This window comes from Bacillus sp. LR_5, from assembly GCF_042709275.1.
This window is the reverse complement of the sequence record NZ_JAVAXX010000106.1, coordinates 1-19,328: the sequence shown is the minus strand read 5'-3', so window position 1 is coordinate 19,328 and position 19,328 is coordinate 1. Positions and strand designations below refer to the sequence as shown.

Genomic DNA, 19,328 nt, shown 5'->3' with positions numbered 1-19,328 from the left:
AAAACACAAAAAACGATAAAGGAAGGTTTCATATGAACTCAGTTGATTTAACCGCTGATTTACAAGCCTTATTAACAAGCCCAAATGTGCGTCATAATTTATCAGCAGCACAGCTTACAGAAAAAGTACTCTCCCGGAACGAAGGCATTTTAACTTCCACGGGTGCTGTTCGGGCGACAACAGGCGCTTATACAGGACGCTCACCTAAAGACAAATTTATCGTGGAGGAAGAAAGCACGAAAAATAAGATCGATTGGGGGACGGTGAATCAGCCGATTTCAGAAGAAGCGTTTGAGCGGCTGTACACGAAGGTTGTCAGCTATCTGAAACAGCGAGATGAGCTGTTTGTTTTCGAAGGATTTGCCGGCGCAGATGAAAAATACAGACTGCCGATCACCGTCGTAAATGAGTTCGCATGGCACAATTTATTCGCAAGACAGCTGTTTATCCGCCCGGAAGGCAATGATAAGAAAACAGTTGAACAGCCGTTTACCATTCTTTCTGCTCCGCATTTCAAAGCGGATCCAAAAACAGACGGCACACATTCCGAAACCTTTATTATTGTCTCTTTCGAAAAGCGGACGATTTTAATCGGCGGAACAGAGTATGCCGGAGAAATGAAGAAGTCCATCTTCTCCATTATGAATTTCCTGCTCCCTGAAAGAGATATTTTATCCATGCATTGCTCTGCCAATGTCGGTGAAAAAGGCGATGTTGCCCTTTTCTTCGGACTGTCTGGAACAGGCAAGACCACCCTTTCAGCCGATGCTGACCGCAAACTGATCGGCGATGATGAACACGGCTGGTCTGACACAGGCGTCTTTAATATTGAAGGCGGATGCTACGCCAAGTGTATTCATTTAAGCGAAGAAAAGGAGCCTCAGATCTTTAACGCGATCCGCTTCGGGTCTGTTCTCGAAAATGTTGTTGTGGATGAAGATACACGTGAAGCCAATTATGATGATTCATTCTATACCGAAAACACGCGTGCGGCTTACCCGATTCATATGATTGACAACATCGTGACACCAAGCATGGCAGGCCACCCTTCAGCAATTGTATTTTTGACGGCTGATGCATTCGGAGTCCTGCCTCCGATCAGCAAACTGACGAAGGAGCAGGCGATGTATCATTTCTTGAGCGGTTATACGAGCAAGCTTGCCGGAACCGAACGCGGTGTGACATCTCCTGAGACGACGTTTTCCACATGCTTCGGCTCACCGTTCCTGCCGCTTCCTGCTCACGTCTATGCTGAAATGCTCGGCAAAAAGATCGATGAACACGGCGCAGACGTTTTCTTGGTCAATACCGGCTGGACCGGCGGCGGCTACGGTACAGGCGAGCGCATGAAGCTTTCTTACACGAGAGCAATGGTCAAAGCAGCGATTGAAGGCAAATTAGAGGATGCAGAAATGATGACTGACGATATTTTTGGCCTGCATATACCGGTCCATGTTCCTGGCGTTCCTGATCATATCCTTCAGCCTGAAAACACGTGGGGCAACAAGGAAGAATACAGAGATAAGGCTGTCTACCTCGCAAATGAATTCAAAGAGAATTTTAAAAAGTTCGCACATACAGATGCCATTGCACAGGCAGGCGGCCCTCTCGTTTAAAAAGCAAAAGCCAAGAGCAATTACGCTCTTGGCTTGTTTTAATTGACAGAATGCAAAGAAGTCAGCTTGTACGTAATGATGGTACGGCCGTCTTCCCATTGAAGTTTCTGCACTTCAGCTGTGCCTGACTTTTCGCCGAACTTTGTTTTGCGCACATCCATCGGAATCTCCATCGGATACACACGGTATCCGTCTTTCTCTAACGTGAATATATTTTCATCTATTCGAACTTCTTGTCCTTTTGTCACAATCAGTGTATTAAATTCAACAGGCATTCCCAAAGTGAAATCCCCTTTCGTTCTCTTTTTTCTTTATCATAACATATTTCACCGTCAGCGGTTTTTCATCCATTGCGTGAGCTGCCGCACGATACGCCGGTTTTCTTTTGGCGGGAAATAATGTGTGAATGTACTGTAATACCATGTCTCCACCGGCTTATGCAGCTGTTTTAGCTTCTCTTCAAATAAATAGGAATGCTGAATCGAAACATTTTGGTCTTTTTCTCCATGGATTAATAGCACGGGTGCCTGAATTTTGTTTACTTGGTCAAACGGTGTTCTCCATTTGTATTCCTCAGGCACCTTTTTCGGTGTTCCGCCGATGACTCTTTTCATCATTCGCCGCAAATCCTGCCGCTCCTCATATGTAAGGATCATATCACTGACGCCTCCCCAGGAAACGAATGAAGCTGCATGCCGGCCCATTTCAATCGCAGTGAGCATTCCCATAATTCCGCCGCGGGAAAAACCGAAGATATGGATTCTGTCCTTCTTAACATTTGGATGCTGCTGAAGCAGGCGAAAAGCGGAAAAAGCATCCTCTCTGTCTTCCCCGGCAAAATCCTCGTTGCCTTCTCCTCCTTGATTTCCTCTGTAAAAAGGAGCAAACACAACAAACCCTTGGGATGCAAACTGGATAATCCGGCCAGGCCGAACCATGCCCACGCTTTTAATCCCGCCGCGCAAATATAAAAATCCGTCATATTGTCCCGGTGCCGCCGGCTCAGCCAAAAGCCCCTTTACCCGTAAGCCATTTGAAAGATAGCAGATCGTATACAGACGCACATGCTGGCTGGGCGACGGAAATCTTCTTTTCTCAACAATCAAAGCAGCCGCCTCCTTTTTCTATATGCTTTCCTTACTCCAAAATTACATCCTGAGAACCTGACTAGGCATTCACACATTTTTATACCCATCATACGATATGTAAAGCAAAAAAGGATATAAACTTGATGCTAAATAAGGAGGTTGTCTATGTGAACAAATGGTTAAGGCTGGGCTGCGCCTGTGTCGGCAGTATATTTCTGATGATCGCCCTAGCGGCTTGCAAGCAGGAAGAAACGCTCACCAAAGTCAAAGTAGCTGAAGTGACCCATTCGATTTTTTACGCGCCTTTATATGTTGCTGAGTCTAAAGGATTTTTCAAGGAAGAAGGGCTTGATGTCGATGTAAATACGACCTGGGGCGGCGACAAAACGATGACATCGCTTCTTTCAAACGGCTCAGACATCGCACTTGTCGGGTCAGAAACATCTATTTATGTCGAAGCGCAAGGAGCTAAAGACCCTGTCATTAATTTCGCCCAGCTGACTCAGACAGACGGAACGTTTCTTGTCGCGAGAGAAGATGTTAAACAGTTCGACTGGGATCAGCTGAAAGGAAAAACGTTTCTCGGCCAAAGAAAAGGCGGCATGCCGCAAATGGTCGGTGAGTATGTCCTGAACAACCATAAGATTGACCCGCATAAGGATATTGACCTTATCCAGAACATAGACTTTGCCAATATCGCCAATGCATTTGCTTCTGGAACCGGCGAGTATGTGCAGCTCTTTGAACCGCAAGCTTCTCTCTTTGAGAAAAAAGGCATCGGCCATATCGTGGCTTCGTTCGGAGAAGAATCAGGCCAGGTTCCTTACACAACTTTCATGGCAAAACAAAGCTATCTGAAAAAACATGAAGACACAGCCGTCAAGTTTACAAGAGCTATTTATAAGGCGCAACAGTGGGTGGAAAATCACTCAGCGAAAGAAATCACAGACGCCATTAAAGATGAATTTGATGATACCGATCCAGAAGTCATCGAAACATCCATTGAACGCTATAAAAAGCAGCATTCGTATTCGCCAGACCCTCTTCTCAACGAAAAAGAATGGGAGCTGCTCCAAACCATTATGGATCAATCGGGAGAACTGCCGAAGCATATTCCATACAATCAGCTTGTAAATAAACAAATTGCCGAAAAAGTCACCTCGGAAAAATAGGAGGCGCCATCTATGTCTTTCTTACATGTCGACCATGTAACCCATACTTATTTTTCTGTTAAAGAAAAAACGACGGCCGTACGGGATATTCATTTCGATGCCGAAAAAGGTGATTTCATCTCATTTCTCGGCCCAAGCGGCTGCGGAAAAACAACACTGCTTTCCATTATTGCCGGCCTGATTGAGCCCTCGGAAGGCAGAGTTCTGATTGAAGGCCGTGAGCCGAATCAAAAAGAACATAACATTGGCTACATGCTTCAGCAGGATTACTTATTTCCCTGGAAATCTATCGAGGAAAATGTGCTTCTCGGTTTAAAAATCGCCGACACGTTGACGGAAGAAAGCAAGGCTGCTGCGCTCGGTCTATTGCCGGAGTTCGGCCTCATAGATGTGGAGAAAAAATATCCGAAGGAGCTGTCGGGCGGAATGCGCCAGCGGGCCGCGCTTGCAAGAACTCTTGCGCCAAATCCAAGTCTGCTTTTGCTGGATGAGCCATTTTCCGCGCTTGATTTTCAGACAAAGCTGTCACTGGAAAACCTGGTTTTCCGTACATTAAAGGAGTATCAAAAAACTGCAGTGCTTGTCACACATGATATTGGGGAAGCGATAGCGATGAGCGATACGATCTTTTTATTTTCAAACCAGCCGGGCACCATCCATCAGATTTTTACCATTCCTAAGGAATTGGCCGCGATGATGCCTTTTGACGCCCGCCAGGAGCCATCCTTCCAGATGCTGTTTCAAACGATATGGAAGGAGCTGAATTCTCTTGAGAAACAGCAAAGAAACGATTGATCTGCTTCACGAGCAATATCAATTCAAACAGAAAAAAGAAAAATGGAATGTCCATTCCTTTCAGCTTGCCATATTTATTCTCTTTTTCTCGGGTTGGGAAATCTCCAGCAGGCTCGGCTGGATCGATCCGCTGATCTTCAGCTCTCCGTCAGCTGTTTGGCATTTATTGCTGGAGAAGATCGGTGACGGGTCTTTACTGTCACACATCGGCGTCACTTTATTTGAAACGGTGCTTGGCTTTTTGCTTGGAACGTTTATGGGCACGTGCCTCGCTGCCTTGTTATGGTGGTCCAACCGGCTTGCCAGGATTTTAGATCCGTATCTTGTGATTTTGAATGCAATGCCGAAAGTGGCTCTGGGCCCGATCCTGATTGTCGCGCTCGGTCCCAGTTTTATCAGCATTATTGCGATGGGGGCCATCATCAGCGTTATTATCACAACCATCGTTGTGTACACCGCTTTCCAGGAGGTTGACGAAAACTATATAAAAGTCATGAAAACATTCGGCGCAAAAAAATGGGTCATTTTTAAAGAAGTGATTCTGCCCGCATCCTCCCCCGCTATTATTTCAACACTAAAAGTAAATGTCGGTTTATCATGGGTTGGCGTCATTGTAGGAGAATTCCTTGTTTCTAAGGTCGGATTGGGATATATGATTATTTATGGTTTCCAAGTCTTCAATTTTACACTCGTCTTCTTAAGCCTGCTGATCATCGCCATATTCGCCACTTTGATGTATCAGGGCGTAGAGCTGCTGGAAAAGAAATGGACGAAGGGCAGGACATAAAAAAAAACCGGCAAATGTGCCGGTTTTTTTATTCGATCCATCCAGCTTCTTTCAGTTTTTTCAAACTGATTGGAAGAACGGAATCCTTCATAATAAAGCTGAATTTTTTATTGCGGGAAAGGTTCTCCGGAAGCTCATGAAACAAAACCGGGCCTTTCGTTTCAAAGTAATCAGCTTGCTTTTCAAGCTTTTCTATAACTGCAAAATATATATTCTTCACAATCACTTTTTCTTTACCGAGAACTTTATACTGTCCGAGGTACTTGAGGCTTTTCACTCTCGCACCCGTCTCTTCCTTTACTTCCCGGAGCGCCGCCTCTTCTGCGCACTCCATCGGCTCTACTTTCCCGCCCGGAAACTCATAGCCTCTGTCCTCATGTTCTGTTAAAAGCCATTTGCCGCCAAAACGGCAAATCACCCAGACATGCTTCGGGCTATCCGAGAAAGGCTGATCGTCAAAGGAAAGCTGAACAGTATTCTGATAATAATCTTTAAACTCGTACATGTTTATCCCTCAAATCCGTTCCTAGCTATCTTCCATACATCATACCACAGTTATATTTCTTCGAAAGCCTTTAATCAAAAAATAAGGGAAACCCAGCACGCCATCAAGGGCTAAAGCATGCAGACCAGCTCGTACAGTTTTTTGCCGTGCCTTTTGCCAGAATGTGCGACTGACGCTCTGGGCTTTATTATGACCCGTGAACAGGTAAAAGTTACGGTTTGCGTTTGAATTTATTTTTTAACGTTTCTAAAAGATCGACAAGCATCTGAGGAACCGGTATGCCGAGAGAGCTGGCTGTCACTACAATTTGCACAGATTCATAAAGAATATAAAACATAATAGCCAAGTCACGTATTGACCCCTGTGTATTCAGCAGCTGATCAAAAAAGTGGCATACAGAGATCAGAGCCAGCGTGACTAATTTTTTGACAAGCCGGGCAAATACCTTTTTAAACGCCAATTTGTGAATAATCGTTTCCTTCAAGGTCGTACTGATAAATTCAATTGCCATAAGAGAGAGCAAAATCAGAAATGAATACTGAAAACCTCCGAAGAAAAACCCCGCTGCTGAAACGCTGACTGCTAAAAACGAAAAGATGCCAAAGTCTCTATCCATTTATCCCAACATCCTTTCACAGAAACGGCCTTACGATATTCTATGGAAAACAAGCCGAACGGATTGGATTTTTCAGAAAAATGGACTGGTTGTCGCCTATTTTTTTGGGGCGTAAAATCAAAAGCCGGACGTCTTTTATAAGACATCCGGCCTTTCTTTTTTTTCGGATCTAACCCAAGTAAGCTTTCAGCATCCAGTTGTGTTTTTCAATATTTTGATGGATCGCAAGAAGCATGTCCCCTGTTGTTTCGTCACCGACTTCATCAGCTAAATCCATGCCGTTTTTCAGCTCTTCCGCAATGATTGTGAAATCATCATATACGCTTTGAACCATTTGTTCAGCCGTTTCATTTCCTGCCGCTTCTTTTACAGAAGCCGTTTCCAAGGATTCCTTCATTGTCGCAATCGGTTTTCCGTCCAGCGCCAAAAGGCGCTCTGCTAAGTCATCAATATAAGTTGCCGTTTCGTTATACAGCTCCTCAAACTTTTCATGAAGAGTGAAGAAATCTTTCCCTTTCACATACCAGTGATAATTATGTAGTTTCACATACATGACTGTCCAGTTGGCTACTTGTTTGTTCACTGCTTGAATCAATTGTTCTGACATGATTATCTTCCTCCTTGTTATATGACTATGTATACCCTTTATATCGTACGTTAAAACCTCTTTTTTACCCTTATCTGTCACGATTTCTTTTACTATGCTACAATTGTTAAAAAACGGGAGGTGGAATGTCATGACGCTTCTCATTACGATAAGTATTTTGATTGTGTTGGCTGTTTTGCTTGTCACCATTTGGACGACTGTCAAAGCCTATAATGTAAAGCACACCATTGATCCTCCGCAAGAAACTCGTTCTGATTCAAAAAATCAATGATTGTGTGAATGCTCGTCTTCAGACTGATTGCTGGCAGCATCGGCGTCACCGACTTGGACTTTTACGGTCGGCATGCTATGCTGTTTTTTTGCTGTGACATGGGATTGGACAGTGTAGACACCATCTTCCTTAAACGTTGTTTCCAATCGGTATACGCCCTTTTCTTGTTTCGCTTTAAACATTTGGCTGGCGCCTTTTTCTCCTTCTTTCCACACTTCAAACTCCACTTCATCGGCATCCGTCACCGCTTCGTCACCATATGATACCGCTGCTTCATATGCGGCGCTTTCTCCGGGATTTACTTTTTCAGGGCCGGTCAGCTTGACATCCAATACCTCAGGCGTCTCAGCTGCAGTATTTGCTTTGTTTTCATCAGATCCGCATCCATTAAGCAAAAAAGCAGAAAAAAGCAGAACAGCTAACATCTTTTTCATGCCATCACCCTTTCATCGTTTACCTAAATAGTAGCAAACGCTTACAGCAAATGGTACATAAAAAATGATACGTCACAAAAAAGACCTTTTTGCATAAGCGCAAAAAGGTCCCTTTCTGTTTAGCCAAATACTTTTAGCAATTCTTCTTTATCCTGTGACAGCCAGAAACGCATTAAACGTTTAGCGCCTTCCAGATCATGAAGTTTCGCTTGGCCGCACTGCTTTTCATTCGCAGCCGGAATTTCGGTAATTTCAACCGCTTCCTTCATTGTGTCTTCAAGCAGATCAACGATTTCCGCTGGTGTCGGCTCTCCGCTCACAACAAGATAATAGCCTGTTTGGCAGCCCATTGGAGAAATATCAATGATATCAAAATGATCGTATTTCTCAGCGTGAGAACGAATCGTAAACGCGAGCAAATGCTCAAGTGTGTGAATGGTGTCAGGCTTCATCGCCTGTTTATTTGGCTGGCAAAAACGGATATCAAATTTATTTACAACGCCGTCTGTTCCTACTTTATGCACGCCGCAATGTCTTACATATGGAGCAACAACCGCATTATGATCAAGCTCAAAACTTTCTACTGAAGGCATAATGGCACTCTCCCTTTTTTAAAAATGTACATTCATTATAACACACCTTTCCGATAAGAATTATCGAATAACTTTTCAATCTGTGTTTTTTTTCTTATACTTGCATCAGAAAGGTTGCTGAAGACATATGAAAACCCTATTTATCGCTCTGATCAGAGGATATCAAAAATTCATCTCGCCCTTGACGCCCCCAACATGCCGCTTTTATCCGACTTGTTCACAATACGGAATCGAAGCGATTAAAACGCATGGCGCTTTAAAAGGCGGCTGGCTGACAATCATACGGATTTTGAAATGCCATCCGTTCCATCCGGGTGGAGTCGACCCTGTTCCTGAAAAGAAACAAAAACATTAATCGTTATAGCCGTTTACGACAAGATCCAGTTTCCCGGTTTTAGGATCAATGACTAAACCATGGACAGGAACATTTTCCGGGAACAGCGGGTGATACTTAATAACGTCTACGCTGTCTTTTACACTTGCTTCAACTGAATCAAAGCTTTTAAACCATTGATCAAAGTCTACACCGGAGTACTTTAATGTTTCGATGCGTTCTTCCGGAATTCCTCTTTCTTTCATTTTATCAAGCATGCTTTCGCTGCTGATTTTGCTCATGCCGCAATCGTGATGCCCGATCACACATACCTCATCTGCGTTCAGCTCGTACACTGCGACGAGCAAACTTCTCATGATGCTTCCGAATGGGTGTGTCACAAGTGCACCGGCACTTTTAATGATTTTCACGTCACCGTTTCGCATATTCATTGCATGCGGCAGCAATTCAACCAAACGAGTGTCCATGCAAGAAAGAATCGCCATTTTTTTATCTGGGAATTTTGATGTTTGATACTTTTCGTACTCCCTTTGTTCAGTAAATGTCTTGTTAAAATCAAGAATATCATTTAATAGGCTCATAGCTAGCTGTATTCCTTTCTTGGTCTTTTTACTCTCCAATATATCACAGCATTTGACTTTTCGTCATCTTATCAAAAATCAAACTGGGCAAAAAAAAGACAAACCCTCAGGGTCTGCCTCATTTCCCCATATTATAACGTTTTTTGAACTGCTCCACTCTTCCGCCTTTTTCATTGAATTTCTGTCGGCCTGTATAAAACGGATGCGTGTCAGAGCTGACCTCTACTTTAATGACCGGATATGTGTTGCCGTCTTCCCACTCTGCTGTTTCATTAGATGTTTTAGTAGAGGTGCTGAGAAAACGGTAGCCGCTGTTGACATCCTGAAATATGACTTTGTGGTTCTTTGGATGAATTCCTTCTTTCATGTATATCTCCCTTCCTTAAATCGTAATAATTACGCTTTATTTTATATCCTCACAAACGTTTTGTCAATCTTCTTACATCCTTCCCTGCGTTTTCGCATTGTAAACCTCATCGCATTTAAGAATAGGAAGAATAATCTAACCGAGGAAGCAAATAATAAACCCAAAATACATACAGGACGTCTTTTTAGAAAGGTGGTTTACGATTGTGGATGATTTAGTTTTGGCCAGAAGCCTTTTTGGCACGACAATGGGCTTTCATATCATTTTCGCAACGCTTGGAGTCGGTCTACCGCTCATGATTTTAGTGGCAGAATTGATCTATCAAAAAACGAAAGATGACCATTATGCGATCATGGCGAAAAGATGGACGAAAGCACAAGCGGTTTTGCTGGGGGTCGCCATACCGACCGGGACGATTGCGGGCACTCAGCTCGCGCTTTTATGGCCGGGATTTATGGAAGTCATCGGCCGGGTCATGTCCCTGCCGTTTCAAATTGAAATCTATGCTTTTTTTGTTGAAGCCCTTTTCATGTCGATTTATGTATACGCCGCAGACCGCTTGTCACCGGCAATGAGGATTGTTGCCGTTTTCTTTGTGTTAGTCGGGGCAGCAGCGTCAGCTGTTCTGATCACGAATGTCCATGCCTTTGAAGGAACGCCGGCCGGTTTTAAAATTTCAAACGGGAAGATTACAGATGTTGATCCGTGGGCTGCATTCTTCAACCCAAGCTTTTTTATCACCGCAGGCCATGTCGTTTTATCTGCATTTATGACGGGCGCGTTTATCGTTGCTTCTGTTGCTGCATATAAAATGATCCGGTCGAGAAAAAAAGAAAAGGTCTATCGCTTTCACCGGAAAGCCCTTTTGCTCGCACTGACGATCGGCGGTATTTTTTCACTGCTGACCGCTTTGAACGGACACGAATCCGCACAGATGCTGTACGAATATCAGCCCGAAAAATTAGCAGGCGCTGAAGGCTTGTTTGAAACAAGATCTCACGCCCCTCTTGCTATCGGCGGTTTCACCGACCCGAATGAAGAAAAAGTAAAGTGGGCCATCGAGATTCCATGGGCGTTAAGCTTTCTGGCAGCGAACCGCTTTGACACTGTTGTAAAAGGATTAAATGCATTTCCGAGAGACGAATGGCCGCCGCTGTTCATTCACACGCTGTTTAATGCGATGGTGGGGGTAGGCATGCTACTTATTCTTTATTCCATTATCGGTGTGGTCTGGAGAAAGGTGCTCAAGAAAGACCGTTTCCCAACGTGGCTTTTGGTCATTTTCATGACAGCAGGCCCTTTTAGTCTCATCGGCATTGAATTCGGATGGATTTTCGCCTGTACGGGGAGGCAGCCTTGGGTCATCTATCATCTCCTCAAAACGTCAGATGTCGTGACAACGACTGGCTCGATCGGGGTGCTCTTCTTATTTTTCACATTTGTTTACGCTGTATTAGGCGCAGCTGTCGTCTACGTGCTGCTGTACTATTTCCGCAAGCACCCGGTTGACGAAGATTTAAATACAGCGGAGTCGTAATGGCTCCGCAAACAGGAAACCAAATGGAAGGAAGATCGACAAATGGACATTTCAACTGACGCTCTGATCGCCATCTCAATTATCTGGGGCTTTGTGTTTATTTACGCCGTCATGGCGACAATGGATTTTGGAGCGGGATTTTGGTCTATGATCTATTTAAACAAGGAGCACATGAAGGCCACCGATATTGCGAACCGCTTTCTGTCCCCGACTTGGGAGGTCACAAACGTCTTTATTGTGGCCATCGTCGTGGCGCTTTTCAGCTTTTTTCCTGGCGCGACATTTGTGCTCGGAACCGTTTTATTAATTCCCGGCAGCATGATTTTACTGTTTTTAGCGATTCGAAGCGGATTTCTCGTTTTTTCAAACACAGCAAAGGAGCGGAAAATGCTAAGATATATTTCCGGCATCTCCGGCTTTATCATCCCTGCTATTTTAATATTGGTGCTTCCTGTGACACACGGAGGTTTTATAGAAAAAACGGACGGAATCTATAACTTGAACATGTCCAAAATCTTTTCAAGCCCCAATGCCTACTCATTTATCGGGTTTGCGATTTTAAGCACTTTGTTTTTGTCTTCGCTGCTGCTTGCTGATTTTTCAAATGTGGCGGAGGAACAGGATGCGTACCGCGCCTACAGAAAAAGCGCCTTGATTACCGGTCCGATTTCACTCCTGTTTGCTGTTTGCATTATGCTGACACTGCGGAATGAAGCAAACTGGCTGTACAGCGGAATGATGAATGATTTCTCTTGGATTATTGCATCGTTCATTACATTTGTCATCGCGGGAATCGCTCTTTTTCTGCCTAACAAGAGCTTTGGCCAAAACATTGGAAAGCCGCGGCTTGCACTTGTCGCGATTGCGATCCAGTATTTTCTGGCAAGCTACGCGTACGGGCGGGCGCATCTCCCGTATATGATTTATCCCGATGTGACAGTCATGTCGGGCTTTACAGAGCCAGCGACGTTCAGAGCGCTGTTTGCGACGTATATCGTAGCATTTATCATTCTCTTTCCAGGCTTTTATTTCTTCTGGAAAATGTTTATGCGAGATAAACGGTATATCCGCCAGGAAGAATAGAGGACAAGCACGCCGGCTATACTAAGCCAGAACCTGTATAAGGAGGGGATGGCATGGAGCAGAAAATTCTATGCGAAGTCAACAACTGTTCTTATTGGGGCAAAGGAAACAAATGCACCGCTGATGCCATTTATGTTGTCAGCCATACTGGTGAAACGGCTGAAAACAGCAAGGAAACAGACTGCAAAACGTTTAAGCCGCATGATTTGTAATCAAAAGAAAGAGCTGCATCAGCCAGCTCTTTCTTTTTGCATGTTCAGTGTTCTCAGTTTTCTTGTCACGACTCCGTTTAAAGGTGAAAACAAAAAGGCGCCTGCATAACATACACCTGTCATAGCCGCCATCGCTCCGGAAATCGAAACATTAAGCCACGTTGCAAAGAAATAGCCCGCGACCGCCGACAGCCCGCCAATTAACGCGCTGAGAATCAGCATAGAAAGCAGCCTGTCTGTCAGCAAATGTGCCGCGGCAGGCGGGACAATCAGCATAGCCACAACCAATACAGCACCAACCGAATCAAAGGAAGCAACGGTTGTCAGCGAAAGCATGCCCATTTGCACATAATGAATCAGCAAAACCGGTATTCCCAGAGCTAAAGCCATTTGCGGATCAAACGAAGCGATCTTGAACTCCTTGTAGCACACACCGATCAACAAGACATTTAAAACCAAAACAGATGCCAGCATCCAAAACGCTTTCGGCCCGATGTCAACTCCGAATACCGTAATCGTATTCCACGGCACAAAAGCGATTTCTCCCATTAACGAGTGTTCAATATCGAGATGGACATTGGCGCCATACACCGAAAGCAAAATAACGCCGACCGCAAATAAAGATGTAAACACAACGCCTATGGCGGCATCTGATTGAACCCCCTTGCTATGGAGCAGCTGAACCAAAAATGCCGTTAACAGCCCAGATACGGCTGCGCCAATAAACATAGGAATCCCATCAAGACTTCCAGTCACAAGAAAAGCGCTGACGATGCCAAGCAACACAGTATGGCTGATCGCGTCGGCCAGCATCGCCATCCTTCTCAGCACGAGAAATGTGCCGATCAATGCGCAGCTTACACCGACTAATACACCGGTAGCTATAATCCATGCTTCAAAACTCATTGGCGATCTGTCCCTTCTCTGCATCAGCAGGCGCTTTGCGGAGCTCAGGCATCCGTCCATACAGCTTTAAGAGTGAAAAAAGACGCTCTCTTGTTTCCTCAGGCAAATGATCCGGGACGAAATGATCCTGATCAATTTCAATATTCGCAAGCTCCATTTCGTGCATGAGATACACTTCATGCATCCGATGCTTCAATGCTGTATGATAGCCTTTTTCTATCCCAGTGGGTGTCATTTGCCAAACTCCGTTTTCGATACGCACAATGCACCTCTCTTTTTCCAAGTCATTCAATACCTTACGGCATAATGAAAGGGATCTCCTTTTCTCTCTTATACTTTCAGCCGTTACATAAAGTTCATTCTTATCATACTGCTCATAAATCGTCAGCAGCACCTGCTCGCGGCTTGTTTTGCGCCGAAGCCTTATCAGTCTTATGGCTTTTGCCGCCAAGCCGCGCTTAGGTGCGCAAATCATTGAAAAGAGAAAGATCGACGTTGCTGACAAGATCATTAATGGCCCCGTTGCCATGCCCTTCATTGTCGTGCTCAGCAAGGTTCCGGCCACGCCGCTGACCCCGCCTGCGGCCGCGGCAATGACCATCATTCCGGTTAACCGTTCGGTCCAATATCTTGCAGCTATGGCAGGCGTAATCAGCATAGCCGCCATTAAGATCACACCAACTGTCTGAAGCCCGATAACGACAGCACAGACGATAAGGCAAGCCAGTAGCCCGTTTAAAAACCGCACCGGCATTCCCAATCCCTTTGCAAACGCGAGATCGAACGTAATCAATGTGAACTCCTTAAAGAAAACAATGCAAAGAAGCAATAGAACAGCGGATATCCCTGCAATAAGCATGATATCCTGTCTGACCAATGAAGCGGCCTGCCCGAATAAAAAAGAATCAAGCCCGCTTTGGCTTCCCGCCCCCTGCTGCTGAATATACGTCAGCAGGATGATCCCGACGCCAAAAAACACAGAGAGAACAATCCCGATCGCCGAATCCTCTTTTGTTTTTGAAAGCCGAGGAATCAGCTGAATACACCACGTTCCGAGCAGCCCGGCAAGCGCTGCCCCCAGCAAAAAGATAGGCAGTGATTTTTGCCCGGTGAACAGAAAAGCGAGACACACGCCCGGCAGAGCTGAGTGAGCCATCGCATCGCCGATTAAACTTTGCTTTCTCAGCAGCACAAAGCTGCCCAAAACACCGCTTGCCGCCCCGAGCAAAAGCGTACCCGCCAGCACCCACTGTGTATTTGGATGCTGGAGCTGCAGCCACAAACTTTCAAACAATGCGCTCACCCCTTCTGTCCTTCTGCCAGCACTTTATCTTTTAGAAACGTCAGCCTTCCCCCATACGTTTTTTGCAGGTTTTCGATCGTAAAAACGTTTTCCGCCGGTCCGAAAGCGATTTTTCTTAGATGAAGCAACAGGATCCAATCAAAATAATCCTCGGCGGTCTGCAGGTCATGGTGGACGACAAGCACTGTTTTTCCTTTTTCCTTAAGTTCTGCCAAAAGCGTCATAATTGCCCGCTCCGTCGCTGCATCAACGCCGGCAAACGGTTCATCCATAAAATAAATGTCAGCGTCCTGGCATAGTGCCCGGGCAAGAAACACCCGCTGCTGCTGGCCTCCTGACAGCTGGCTGATCTGCCTTTTCGCATAATCAAGCATCCCGACTTTTTCTAAAGCAGCCTTCGCCATATCCACGTCGGCTTTTTTTGGCCTTTTCAATAAGCCAATCCGGCCGTATCTTCCCATTAGCACGACATCGAGCGCGTTTGTGGGAAAATCCCAGTCAACCGAGCCTCGCTGCGGAACGTATCCGATTCTTGTCCGCTGATCCTTATAGTCTTTGCCGTAAATAGAGATGTCTCCTGAAGCTCTGGGCACAAGACCGAGAATGGTTTTGATCAAGGTTGATTTTCCCGCGCCGTTTGGACCGATAATGCCAATCAGTTTTCCTTCAGGCACCTGCAGCGTAATTTCCTGCAGAACAGGCTTTTTATGATAAGCGACCGTTACATTATTGAGCTCAACAGGGAACATTTCCTTCACCTCTTTTCTTTATTTAAGCGCTTTAGTAATTGTGTTAATATTGTGGCGGAACATTCCTTCGTATGTGCCTTCTTTTGTGCCCTTTTCACCCATGGCATCCGAATAGAGCTGACCGCCGATTGTGACTGTATGGCCTTTTTCTTTAGCCCCTTCCACCACTGCATTTATTGATTTTTCAGACACGCTGCTTTCTACAAAAACAGCTTTTATTTGTTTTTCTGTTAGGAGATCGACAAGCTCCTGAACATCCTTCAATCCGTAATCCGAATCTGTGCTGAGTCCCTGCAGGCCTTTCACCTGAAAACCATACTCTTTCCCAAAATACGCAAAGGCATCGTGAGCCGTAACAAGCACACGGCTTTTCTCCGGAATGTGTGCGATCTCCTGCCGCGACCACTTATCTAAATATTGCAAATCTTCTTTGTATTGTTTGGCGTTTTTCTTGAAATCATCTGCGTGCTCAGGCATCGCTTTACTGAATTGCGCTTCGATTTCATCCACCGCATAGATCCATAGCGGAATGCTAAACCAAACGTGGGGATCAAACGTCTTGCCTTCTCCGGCAGAAATAAGCTTGCTTTTCGGTATGGCCTCAGCAATTGCCGCTGCTTGTTTTTGTTCGCCTATTTTTTGGAGAACATCCTCCATTTTCCCTTCCAAATGTAATCCGCTGTACAGCACAACATCGGCTGACATTAATTTTTTCGTATCACCTTGTGAGGCTTTGTAAAGATGCGGATCGACCCCCGGTCCCATTAAAGAGGTGACTTTTACATGCTTTCCTCCAATGTTTTCGGCTGCATCGGCAATTTGGGATGTTGTTGCCGTTACCTGTAACCGCTGATCGGCGCTTTTTCCGGCTGAACCGGTACCGCATCCTGTTAAAGCAAAACAGGCAAAAAGCACTGCTGCCATCAGTCCCTGTTTCATATTTTCCCTCCTCTTTGCCATCAATGTCCGATTGTATTATCTTATGTTTTTATTTCTTAGACATGTGACATTAAATTAGCCAAAAGCATATTTTATTTATATAGGACAAAAAGTTTCCTTGGTGCAAAAATATCGCGTTTGTCCACTTTTGTCAAGCAACAATTGCATAAAAAAACCGGCTGGGTTAGCAGCCGGTCCAAACGAGAAGGGATGTATTCAACGAACGCTTTTACTATAACAGCACACTGACATTCTCTCAAAATGGCAAAATGCTTTTTTCTTATCCATGCTGTGTGAAAACATCCATTTTGGTCACATATTTTCGCATAATGTCCTGATTCACTTCAACCCCTAAACCAGGCTGTTTTGACACAGAAATAAATCCATTATCAATATGGATATCAGGGGTCACAATATCCTCATCCCAATAGCGTGAAGATGATGAAATATCACCGGGTATTGTGAATTGCGGCAGTGAAGCTAGCGCCACGTTTTGCGCTCTGGATATGCCTGTTTCCAGCATACCGCCGCACCAAACCTGCATATGGTGCTCTCTGCACAAATCATGAATTTTTAAGGCTTCTGTTAAACCGCCGACACGGGAAGGCTTAATATTAATGATTTTGCAGCTTCCGAGCTCAATCGCCCGTCTCGCATCATCGGCTGAACAAATGCTTTCATCAAGGCAAATGGCCGTTTTCAAATGTTTCTGCAAGTGGCGGTGGTCAACGATATCGTCAGCTTGGAGCGGCTGCTCAATCATCATTAAATGATAGTCATCAAGCTCCTTTAAACGGCTGATATCCTTCAGCTCATAGGATGAATTGGCATCAGCCATGAGCGGGATGTTCGGAAATCGGCTGCGGATGGCCTTGACCAATTCCACATCCTGCCCAGGCTGAATTTTTATTTTTATTCTTTGATACCCTTCTTTTTGATAACTCTCAATTTCCTTCAGCATATCGTCAAGGGGCGCCAGGCCGACAACCACCCCGGCAGGCACTTTATCTCTTGTCCCGCCCAATGCCTCGGCGAGGGATATGCCCTTCTTTTTCGCATAGATATCCCAGACAGCCGATTCAAGTCCCGCTTTTGCCATCCGATTTCCTTTATAGCGCGCCAGACTGTCCGGCACGTCGGAAGGGTGATTGAATTCACGTCCCACAACATTGGGAATAAAAAAATCCTTTAACATGTGCAAACATGTTCCAATGGTTTCCTCGGTGTACCAAGGCGAAGAGAACGCAGACACTTCTCCCCAGCCTGTGACACCGGATGTATCAATGGCTTCCACGATCAGAAATTTACGCTCTTGAAGCGTTTCAATACTGTTTTTGAACGGTTTCTTTAAATTCATGCTCAAATGGTAAAGCGTAATTTTCTCTATTTCGATCATAGCAGTTCTCCTTTACGCGCATCCTTCAGCTGATTTCGCATGAGCTTATTAGACGCATTGCGCGGCAGGCTGTCCAGTACAAAGAATTTTGCAGGAATTTTATACTTCGCCAAGCGTTCTTTGCAGTAGGCGGTCAATTCTTCTGCACTCACAGGCTTGTGAAGGACAAGATAGGCGTGGGGTACTTTCCCCCATTTTTTGTCCTCTGCCCCTGAAACACCGGCTTCGGCTACAGCGGGGTGTGAAAGCAGCACTGACTCCACTTCAGCCGGATAAATGTTTTCTCCGCCTGATATGATCAGATCTGAACGTCTGTCTAATACATATAAAAAGCCTTCGCTGTCCAAATACCCAAGATCACCTGTTTTCAGCCAGCCATTTTGAAAGGATGATTCGTTTGCGCTCTCCCGGTTAAAATAGCTTTTCATCACATTCGGGCCTTTGACCAAGATTTCACCGTGTTCAAACGGTTCACACGCCTGTCCGTCCCGCTCTATTTTGATTTCGCATGAAAACAGCGGTTTACCCGCAGATCCGAGTTTTTCCATACTGAATTCCGGCGACAGGGTAACAATTTGTGAGCATGTCTCTGTCATTCCGTATGACTGAAAGACAGGGAATCCTTTCTCGCGGCACTCCTCAAGCAATGGCAGCGGTGCAGGGCCTCCGCCGAGCAGAATGCATCTGATGGATTCAGGGCAGCGGCTTGTTTCTTCCAAAAGACTGGCCAGCATTGTCTGCACCGCAGATATCATTGTCACTTGATGCCTGCTGATAGAATCCAGCACATCGCTTACAGAAAAACGCTGGTGAAGCACGACAGTCATTCCATAGATCACAGATTTAAATAACGCGGACAATCCGCTGATGTGAAAGAGTGGCAATGCGATAAGCCAGCGGTCTTGTTCTGTTATACCCAAATTAAGCGCGGACGACACCGCACTGAAATAATGGTTTCCGAACGTTTGCTGAACTCCCTTGGGCTTGCCTGTCGTACCCGAGGTATACATCAGCGTTGCCGTTTCATCCAATTGCATATAAGCCTGGATCTCAATTTCCTTTGCGGCTTCTTTCATCAGTTCGTCCACATCAATCGTTTGAACGGTATGCTCATAATCTTGCTGGTCAAAGTTTGAATCTGTCAGTAAAAAGCGTGCACCGGAATCCTTCAGCTGAAACAGCCTTTCATGTGTTGACAGCTTCGTATTCAGAAGCACCGCCTTCACACCAAGCAAAAAACAAGCGTGAACGGCGTATACCATTTCTGCACGGTTTTGGAGCAAAATAGCCGCAGTATCTCCTTTCCGAACCGAATGAGCACCAAGCTGCGCCGCCATTCGCTTAGACGCTGCAAACAATTCTGCAAATGTCACGGTTTGGTCTCCATAGATGAGAGCGATTCTCTCAGGTGTCAGCTGTGCCCGCTGCATGAGCCAA

The 19,328-nt window shown here is 45.3% G+C and carries 24 protein-coding genes; 9 read left to right on the top strand and 15 right to left on the bottom strand.

The features are described from left to right. Positions 1-32 precede the first annotated feature (32 nt). Entirely contained in the window at positions 33-1,616 is a 1,584-nt protein-coding gene (pckA, locus tag RAC86_RS19880) for a phosphoenolpyruvate carboxykinase (ATP) (RefSeq protein WP_072566729.1), read from the top strand. A gap of 38 nt (positions 1,617-1,654) precedes the next feature. Here pckA and RAC86_RS19875 read toward each other — a convergent pair whose 3' ends face one another. Further along, positions 1,655-1,897: a DUF2584 domain-containing protein gene (locus RAC86_RS19875; RefSeq protein ID WP_014114873.1), complete on the bottom strand. Its 243-nt coding sequence runs from the start codon at positions 1,895-1,897 to the stop codon at positions 1,655-1,657. A 51-nt stretch (positions 1,898-1,948) separates the two neighbouring features. After that, positions 1,949-2,722: an alpha/beta hydrolase family protein gene (locus tag RAC86_RS19870; RefSeq protein ID WP_072566730.1), complete on the bottom strand. Its 774-nt coding sequence runs from the start codon at positions 2,720-2,722 to the stop codon at positions 1,949-1,951. A gap of 149 nt (positions 2,723-2,871) precedes the next feature. On the opposite strand from RAC86_RS19870, the gene RAC86_RS19865 reads away from it, so the two are divergent. The 3 genes from RAC86_RS19865 to RAC86_RS19855 are packed head-to-tail and all read left to right on the top strand — an operon-like array spanning position 2,872 to position 5,458. Beyond that, a complete protein-coding gene (locus tag RAC86_RS19865; RefSeq protein WP_014114875.1) occupies positions 2,872-3,876 on the top strand; it encodes an ABC transporter substrate-binding protein in 1,005 nt (334 codons plus the stop codon). A 12-nt stretch (positions 3,877-3,888) separates the two neighbouring features. Further along, the gene (locus RAC86_RS19860) at positions 3,889-4,671 is read left to right on the top strand and encodes an ABC transporter ATP-binding protein (protein ID WP_072566731.1); all 783 of its coding nucleotides are present in this window, start codon (positions 3,889-3,891) and stop codon (positions 4,669-4,671) included. Next, complete coding sequence (locus RAC86_RS19855) at positions 4,646-5,458, top strand: ABC transporter permease (RefSeq protein WP_014114877.1); 813 nt, start codon at positions 4,646-4,648, stop codon at positions 5,456-5,458. The genes RAC86_RS19860 and RAC86_RS19855 overlap by 26 nt, the downstream gene beginning before the upstream one ends. Positions 5,459-5,486: 28 nt before the next feature. Here RAC86_RS19855 and ytkD read toward each other — a convergent pair whose 3' ends face one another. The 3 genes from ytkD to RAC86_RS19840 form a co-directional block, all read right to left on the bottom strand. Further along, entirely contained in the window at positions 5,487-5,963 is a 477-nt protein-coding gene (ytkD, locus tag RAC86_RS19850; RefSeq protein WP_014114878.1) for an RNA deprotection pyrophosphohydrolase, read from the bottom strand. A gap of 211 nt (positions 5,964-6,174) precedes the next feature. Continuing rightward, entirely contained in the window at positions 6,175-6,579 is a 405-nt protein-coding gene (locus RAC86_RS19845) for a phage holin family protein (protein WP_014114879.1), read from the bottom strand. A gap of 169 nt (positions 6,580-6,748) precedes the next feature. Further along, positions 6,749-7,186 (bottom strand): Dps family protein, encoded by a 438-nt coding sequence (locus RAC86_RS19840; RefSeq protein WP_003219364.1) that lies wholly within the window; start codon positions 7,184-7,186, stop codon positions 6,749-6,751. A 130-nt stretch (positions 7,187-7,316) separates the two neighbouring features. On the opposite strand from RAC86_RS19840, the gene ytzI reads away from it, so the two are divergent. Further along, the gene (ytzI, locus tag RAC86_RS19835) at positions 7,317-7,457 is read left to right on the top strand and encodes a YtzI protein (protein ID WP_003219363.1); all 141 of its coding nucleotides are present in this window, start codon (positions 7,317-7,319) and stop codon (positions 7,455-7,457) included. On the opposite strand, the gene RAC86_RS19830 is transcribed toward ytzI, so the two are convergent. Then, on the bottom strand, positions 7,451-7,891 hold the full coding sequence (locus tag RAC86_RS19830) for a FixH family protein (protein ID WP_072566732.1): 441 nt from the start codon (positions 7,889-7,891) through the stop codon (positions 7,451-7,453). The genes ytzI and RAC86_RS19830 overlap by 7 nt on opposite strands. Before the next feature lie 119 nt (positions 7,892-8,010). Then, a complete protein-coding gene (locus RAC86_RS19825) occupies positions 8,011-8,484 on the bottom strand; it encodes an S-ribosylhomocysteine lyase (RefSeq protein ID WP_014114882.1) in 474 nt (157 codons plus the stop codon). A 127-nt stretch (positions 8,485-8,611) separates the two neighbouring features. Here RAC86_RS19825 and yidD point away from each other — a divergent pair, with 127 nt between their 5' ends. After that, complete coding sequence (gene yidD, locus RAC86_RS19820) at positions 8,612-8,839, top strand: membrane protein insertion efficiency factor YidD (protein ID WP_014114883.1); 228 nt, start codon at positions 8,612-8,614, stop codon at positions 8,837-8,839. On the opposite strand, the gene RAC86_RS19815 is transcribed toward yidD, so the two are convergent. Both RAC86_RS19815 and RAC86_RS19810 read right to left on the bottom strand, forming a co-directional pair. Further along, the gene (locus RAC86_RS19815) at positions 8,836-9,399 is read right to left on the bottom strand and encodes a beta-class carbonic anhydrase (RefSeq protein WP_014114884.1); all 564 of its coding nucleotides are present in this window, start codon (positions 9,397-9,399) and stop codon (positions 8,836-8,838) included. The two genes, yidD and RAC86_RS19815, sit on opposite strands and share 4 nt — an antisense overlap. A gap of 118 nt (positions 9,400-9,517) precedes the next feature. Continuing rightward, positions 9,518-9,766 (bottom strand): type B 50S ribosomal protein L31, encoded by a 249-nt coding sequence (locus RAC86_RS19810; RefSeq protein WP_003219346.1) that lies wholly within the window; start codon positions 9,764-9,766, stop codon positions 9,518-9,520. Between the two features lie 205 nt (positions 9,767-9,971). On the opposite strand from RAC86_RS19810, the gene RAC86_RS19805 reads away from it, so the two are divergent. Genes RAC86_RS19805 through RAC86_RS19795 form a run of 3 tightly spaced genes read left to right on the top strand, consistent with a single transcriptional unit; the run spans position 9,972 to position 12,598 of the window. Continuing rightward, entirely contained in the window at positions 9,972-11,303 is a 1,332-nt protein-coding gene (locus tag RAC86_RS19805; RefSeq protein ID WP_014114886.1) for a cytochrome ubiquinol oxidase subunit I, read from the top strand. A 42-nt stretch (positions 11,304-11,345) separates the two neighbouring features. Then, positions 11,346-12,386 carry a cytochrome d ubiquinol oxidase subunit II gene (locus RAC86_RS19800; RefSeq protein WP_003219339.1) on the top strand — a complete coding sequence of 347 codons (1,041 nt, stop codon included), beginning with the start codon at positions 11,346-11,348 and terminating at the stop codon, positions 12,384-12,386. Positions 12,387-12,439: 53 nt separating this feature from the next. Next, positions 12,440-12,598 carry a DUF1540 domain-containing protein gene (locus RAC86_RS19795; protein ID WP_032682083.1) on the top strand — a complete coding sequence of 53 codons (159 nt, stop codon included), beginning with the start codon at positions 12,440-12,442 and terminating at the stop codon, positions 12,596-12,598. Between the two features lie 18 nt (positions 12,599-12,616). On the opposite strand, the gene mntD is transcribed toward RAC86_RS19795, so the two are convergent. The 6 genes from mntD to RAC86_RS19765 all read right to left on the bottom strand — a co-directional run. Then, positions 12,617-13,504 (bottom strand): manganese ABC transporter permease MntD, encoded by an 888-nt coding sequence (gene mntD, locus RAC86_RS19790; RefSeq protein ID WP_072566733.1) that lies wholly within the window; start codon positions 13,502-13,504, stop codon positions 12,617-12,619. Next, positions 13,494-14,798: a metal ABC transporter permease gene (locus tag RAC86_RS19785; protein ID WP_072566855.1), complete on the bottom strand. Its 1,305-nt coding sequence runs from the start codon at positions 14,796-14,798 to the stop codon at positions 13,494-13,496. Before RAC86_RS19785 ends, mntD begins: the two co-directional genes overlap by 11 nt. Before the next feature lie 5 nt (positions 14,799-14,803). Next, entirely contained in the window at positions 14,804-15,556 is a 753-nt protein-coding gene (gene mntB, locus RAC86_RS19780) for a manganese ABC transporter ATP-binding protein MntB (RefSeq protein ID WP_072566734.1), read from the bottom strand. An 18-nt stretch (positions 15,557-15,574) separates the two neighbouring features. Next, on the bottom strand, positions 15,575-16,495 hold the full coding sequence (mntA, locus tag RAC86_RS19775) for a manganese ABC transporter substrate-binding protein/adhesin MntA (protein WP_014114891.1): 921 nt from the start codon (positions 16,493-16,495) through the stop codon (positions 15,575-15,577). Between the two features lie 280 nt (positions 16,496-16,775). Further along, positions 16,776-17,891, bottom strand: coding sequence for an o-succinylbenzoate synthase (gene menC, locus RAC86_RS19770; protein ID WP_014114892.1), 1,116 nt, complete (start codon positions 17,889-17,891; stop codon positions 16,776-16,778). After that, a partial coding sequence (locus RAC86_RS19765) for an o-succinylbenzoate--CoA ligase (RefSeq protein WP_377885964.1) occupies positions 17,888-19,328 on the bottom strand: 1,441 nt, incomplete at its 5' end. The genes RAC86_RS19765 and menC, both read right to left, overlap by 4 nt.

Excerpts from the sequence above, each read along its gene's own strand:
- RAC86_RS19815 (WP_014114884.1), bottom strand. The coding sequence starts at position 9,399 with ATGAGCCTATTAAATGATATTCTTGATTTTAACAAGACATTTACTGAA.
- mntD (WP_072566733.1), bottom strand. The coding sequence starts at position 13,504 with ATGAGTTTTGAAGCATGGATTATAGCTACCGGTGTATTAGTCGGTGTA.
- RAC86_RS19810 (WP_003219346.1), bottom strand. The coding sequence starts at position 9,766 with ATGAAAGAAGGAATTCATCCAAAGAACCACAAAGTCATATTTCAGGAT.
- ytkD (WP_014114878.1), bottom strand. The coding sequence starts at position 5,963 with ATGTACGAGTTTAAAGATTATTATCAGAATACTGTTCAGCTTTCCTTT.
- mntA (WP_014114891.1), bottom strand. The coding sequence starts at position 16,495 with ATGAAACAGGGACTGATGGCAGCAGTGCTTTTTGCCTGTTTTGCTTTA.
- RAC86_RS19845 (WP_014114879.1), bottom strand. The coding sequence starts at position 6,579 with ATGGATAGAGACTTTGGCATCTTTTCGTTTTTAGCAGTCAGCGTTTCA.
- RAC86_RS19800 (WP_003219339.1), top strand. The coding sequence starts at position 11,346 with ATGGACATTTCAACTGACGCTCTGATCGCCATCTCAATTATCTGGGGC.
- RAC86_RS19825 (WP_014114882.1), bottom strand. The coding sequence starts at position 8,484 with ATGCCTTCAGTAGAAAGTTTTGAGCTTGATCATAATGCGGTTGTTGCT.
- RAC86_RS19830 (WP_072566732.1), bottom strand. The coding sequence starts at position 7,891 with ATGAAAAAGATGTTAGCTGTTCTGCTTTTTTCTGCTTTTTTGCTTAAT.
- pckA (WP_072566729.1), top strand. The coding sequence starts at position 33 with ATGAACTCAGTTGATTTAACCGCTGATTTACAAGCCTTATTAACAAGC.
- menC (WP_014114892.1), bottom strand. The coding sequence starts at position 17,891 with ATGATCGAAATAGAGAAAATTACGCTTTACCATTTGAGCATGAATTTA.
- ytzI (WP_003219363.1), top strand. The coding sequence starts at position 7,317 with ATGACGCTTCTCATTACGATAAGTATTTTGATTGTGTTGGCTGTTTTG.
- RAC86_RS19795 (WP_032682083.1), top strand. The coding sequence starts at position 12,440 with ATGGAGCAGAAAATTCTATGCGAAGTCAACAACTGTTCTTATTGGGGC.
- mntB (WP_072566734.1), bottom strand. The coding sequence starts at position 15,556 with ATGTTCCCTGTTGAGCTCAATAATGTAACGGTCGCTTATCATAAAAAG.
- RAC86_RS19840 (WP_003219364.1), bottom strand. The coding sequence starts at position 7,186 with ATGTCAGAACAATTGATTCAAGCAGTGAACAAACAAGTAGCCAACTGG.
- RAC86_RS19860 (WP_072566731.1), top strand. The coding sequence starts at position 3,889 with ATGTCTTTCTTACATGTCGACCATGTAACCCATACTTATTTTTCTGTT.
- yidD (WP_014114883.1), top strand. The coding sequence starts at position 8,612 with ATGAAAACCCTATTTATCGCTCTGATCAGAGGATATCAAAAATTCATC.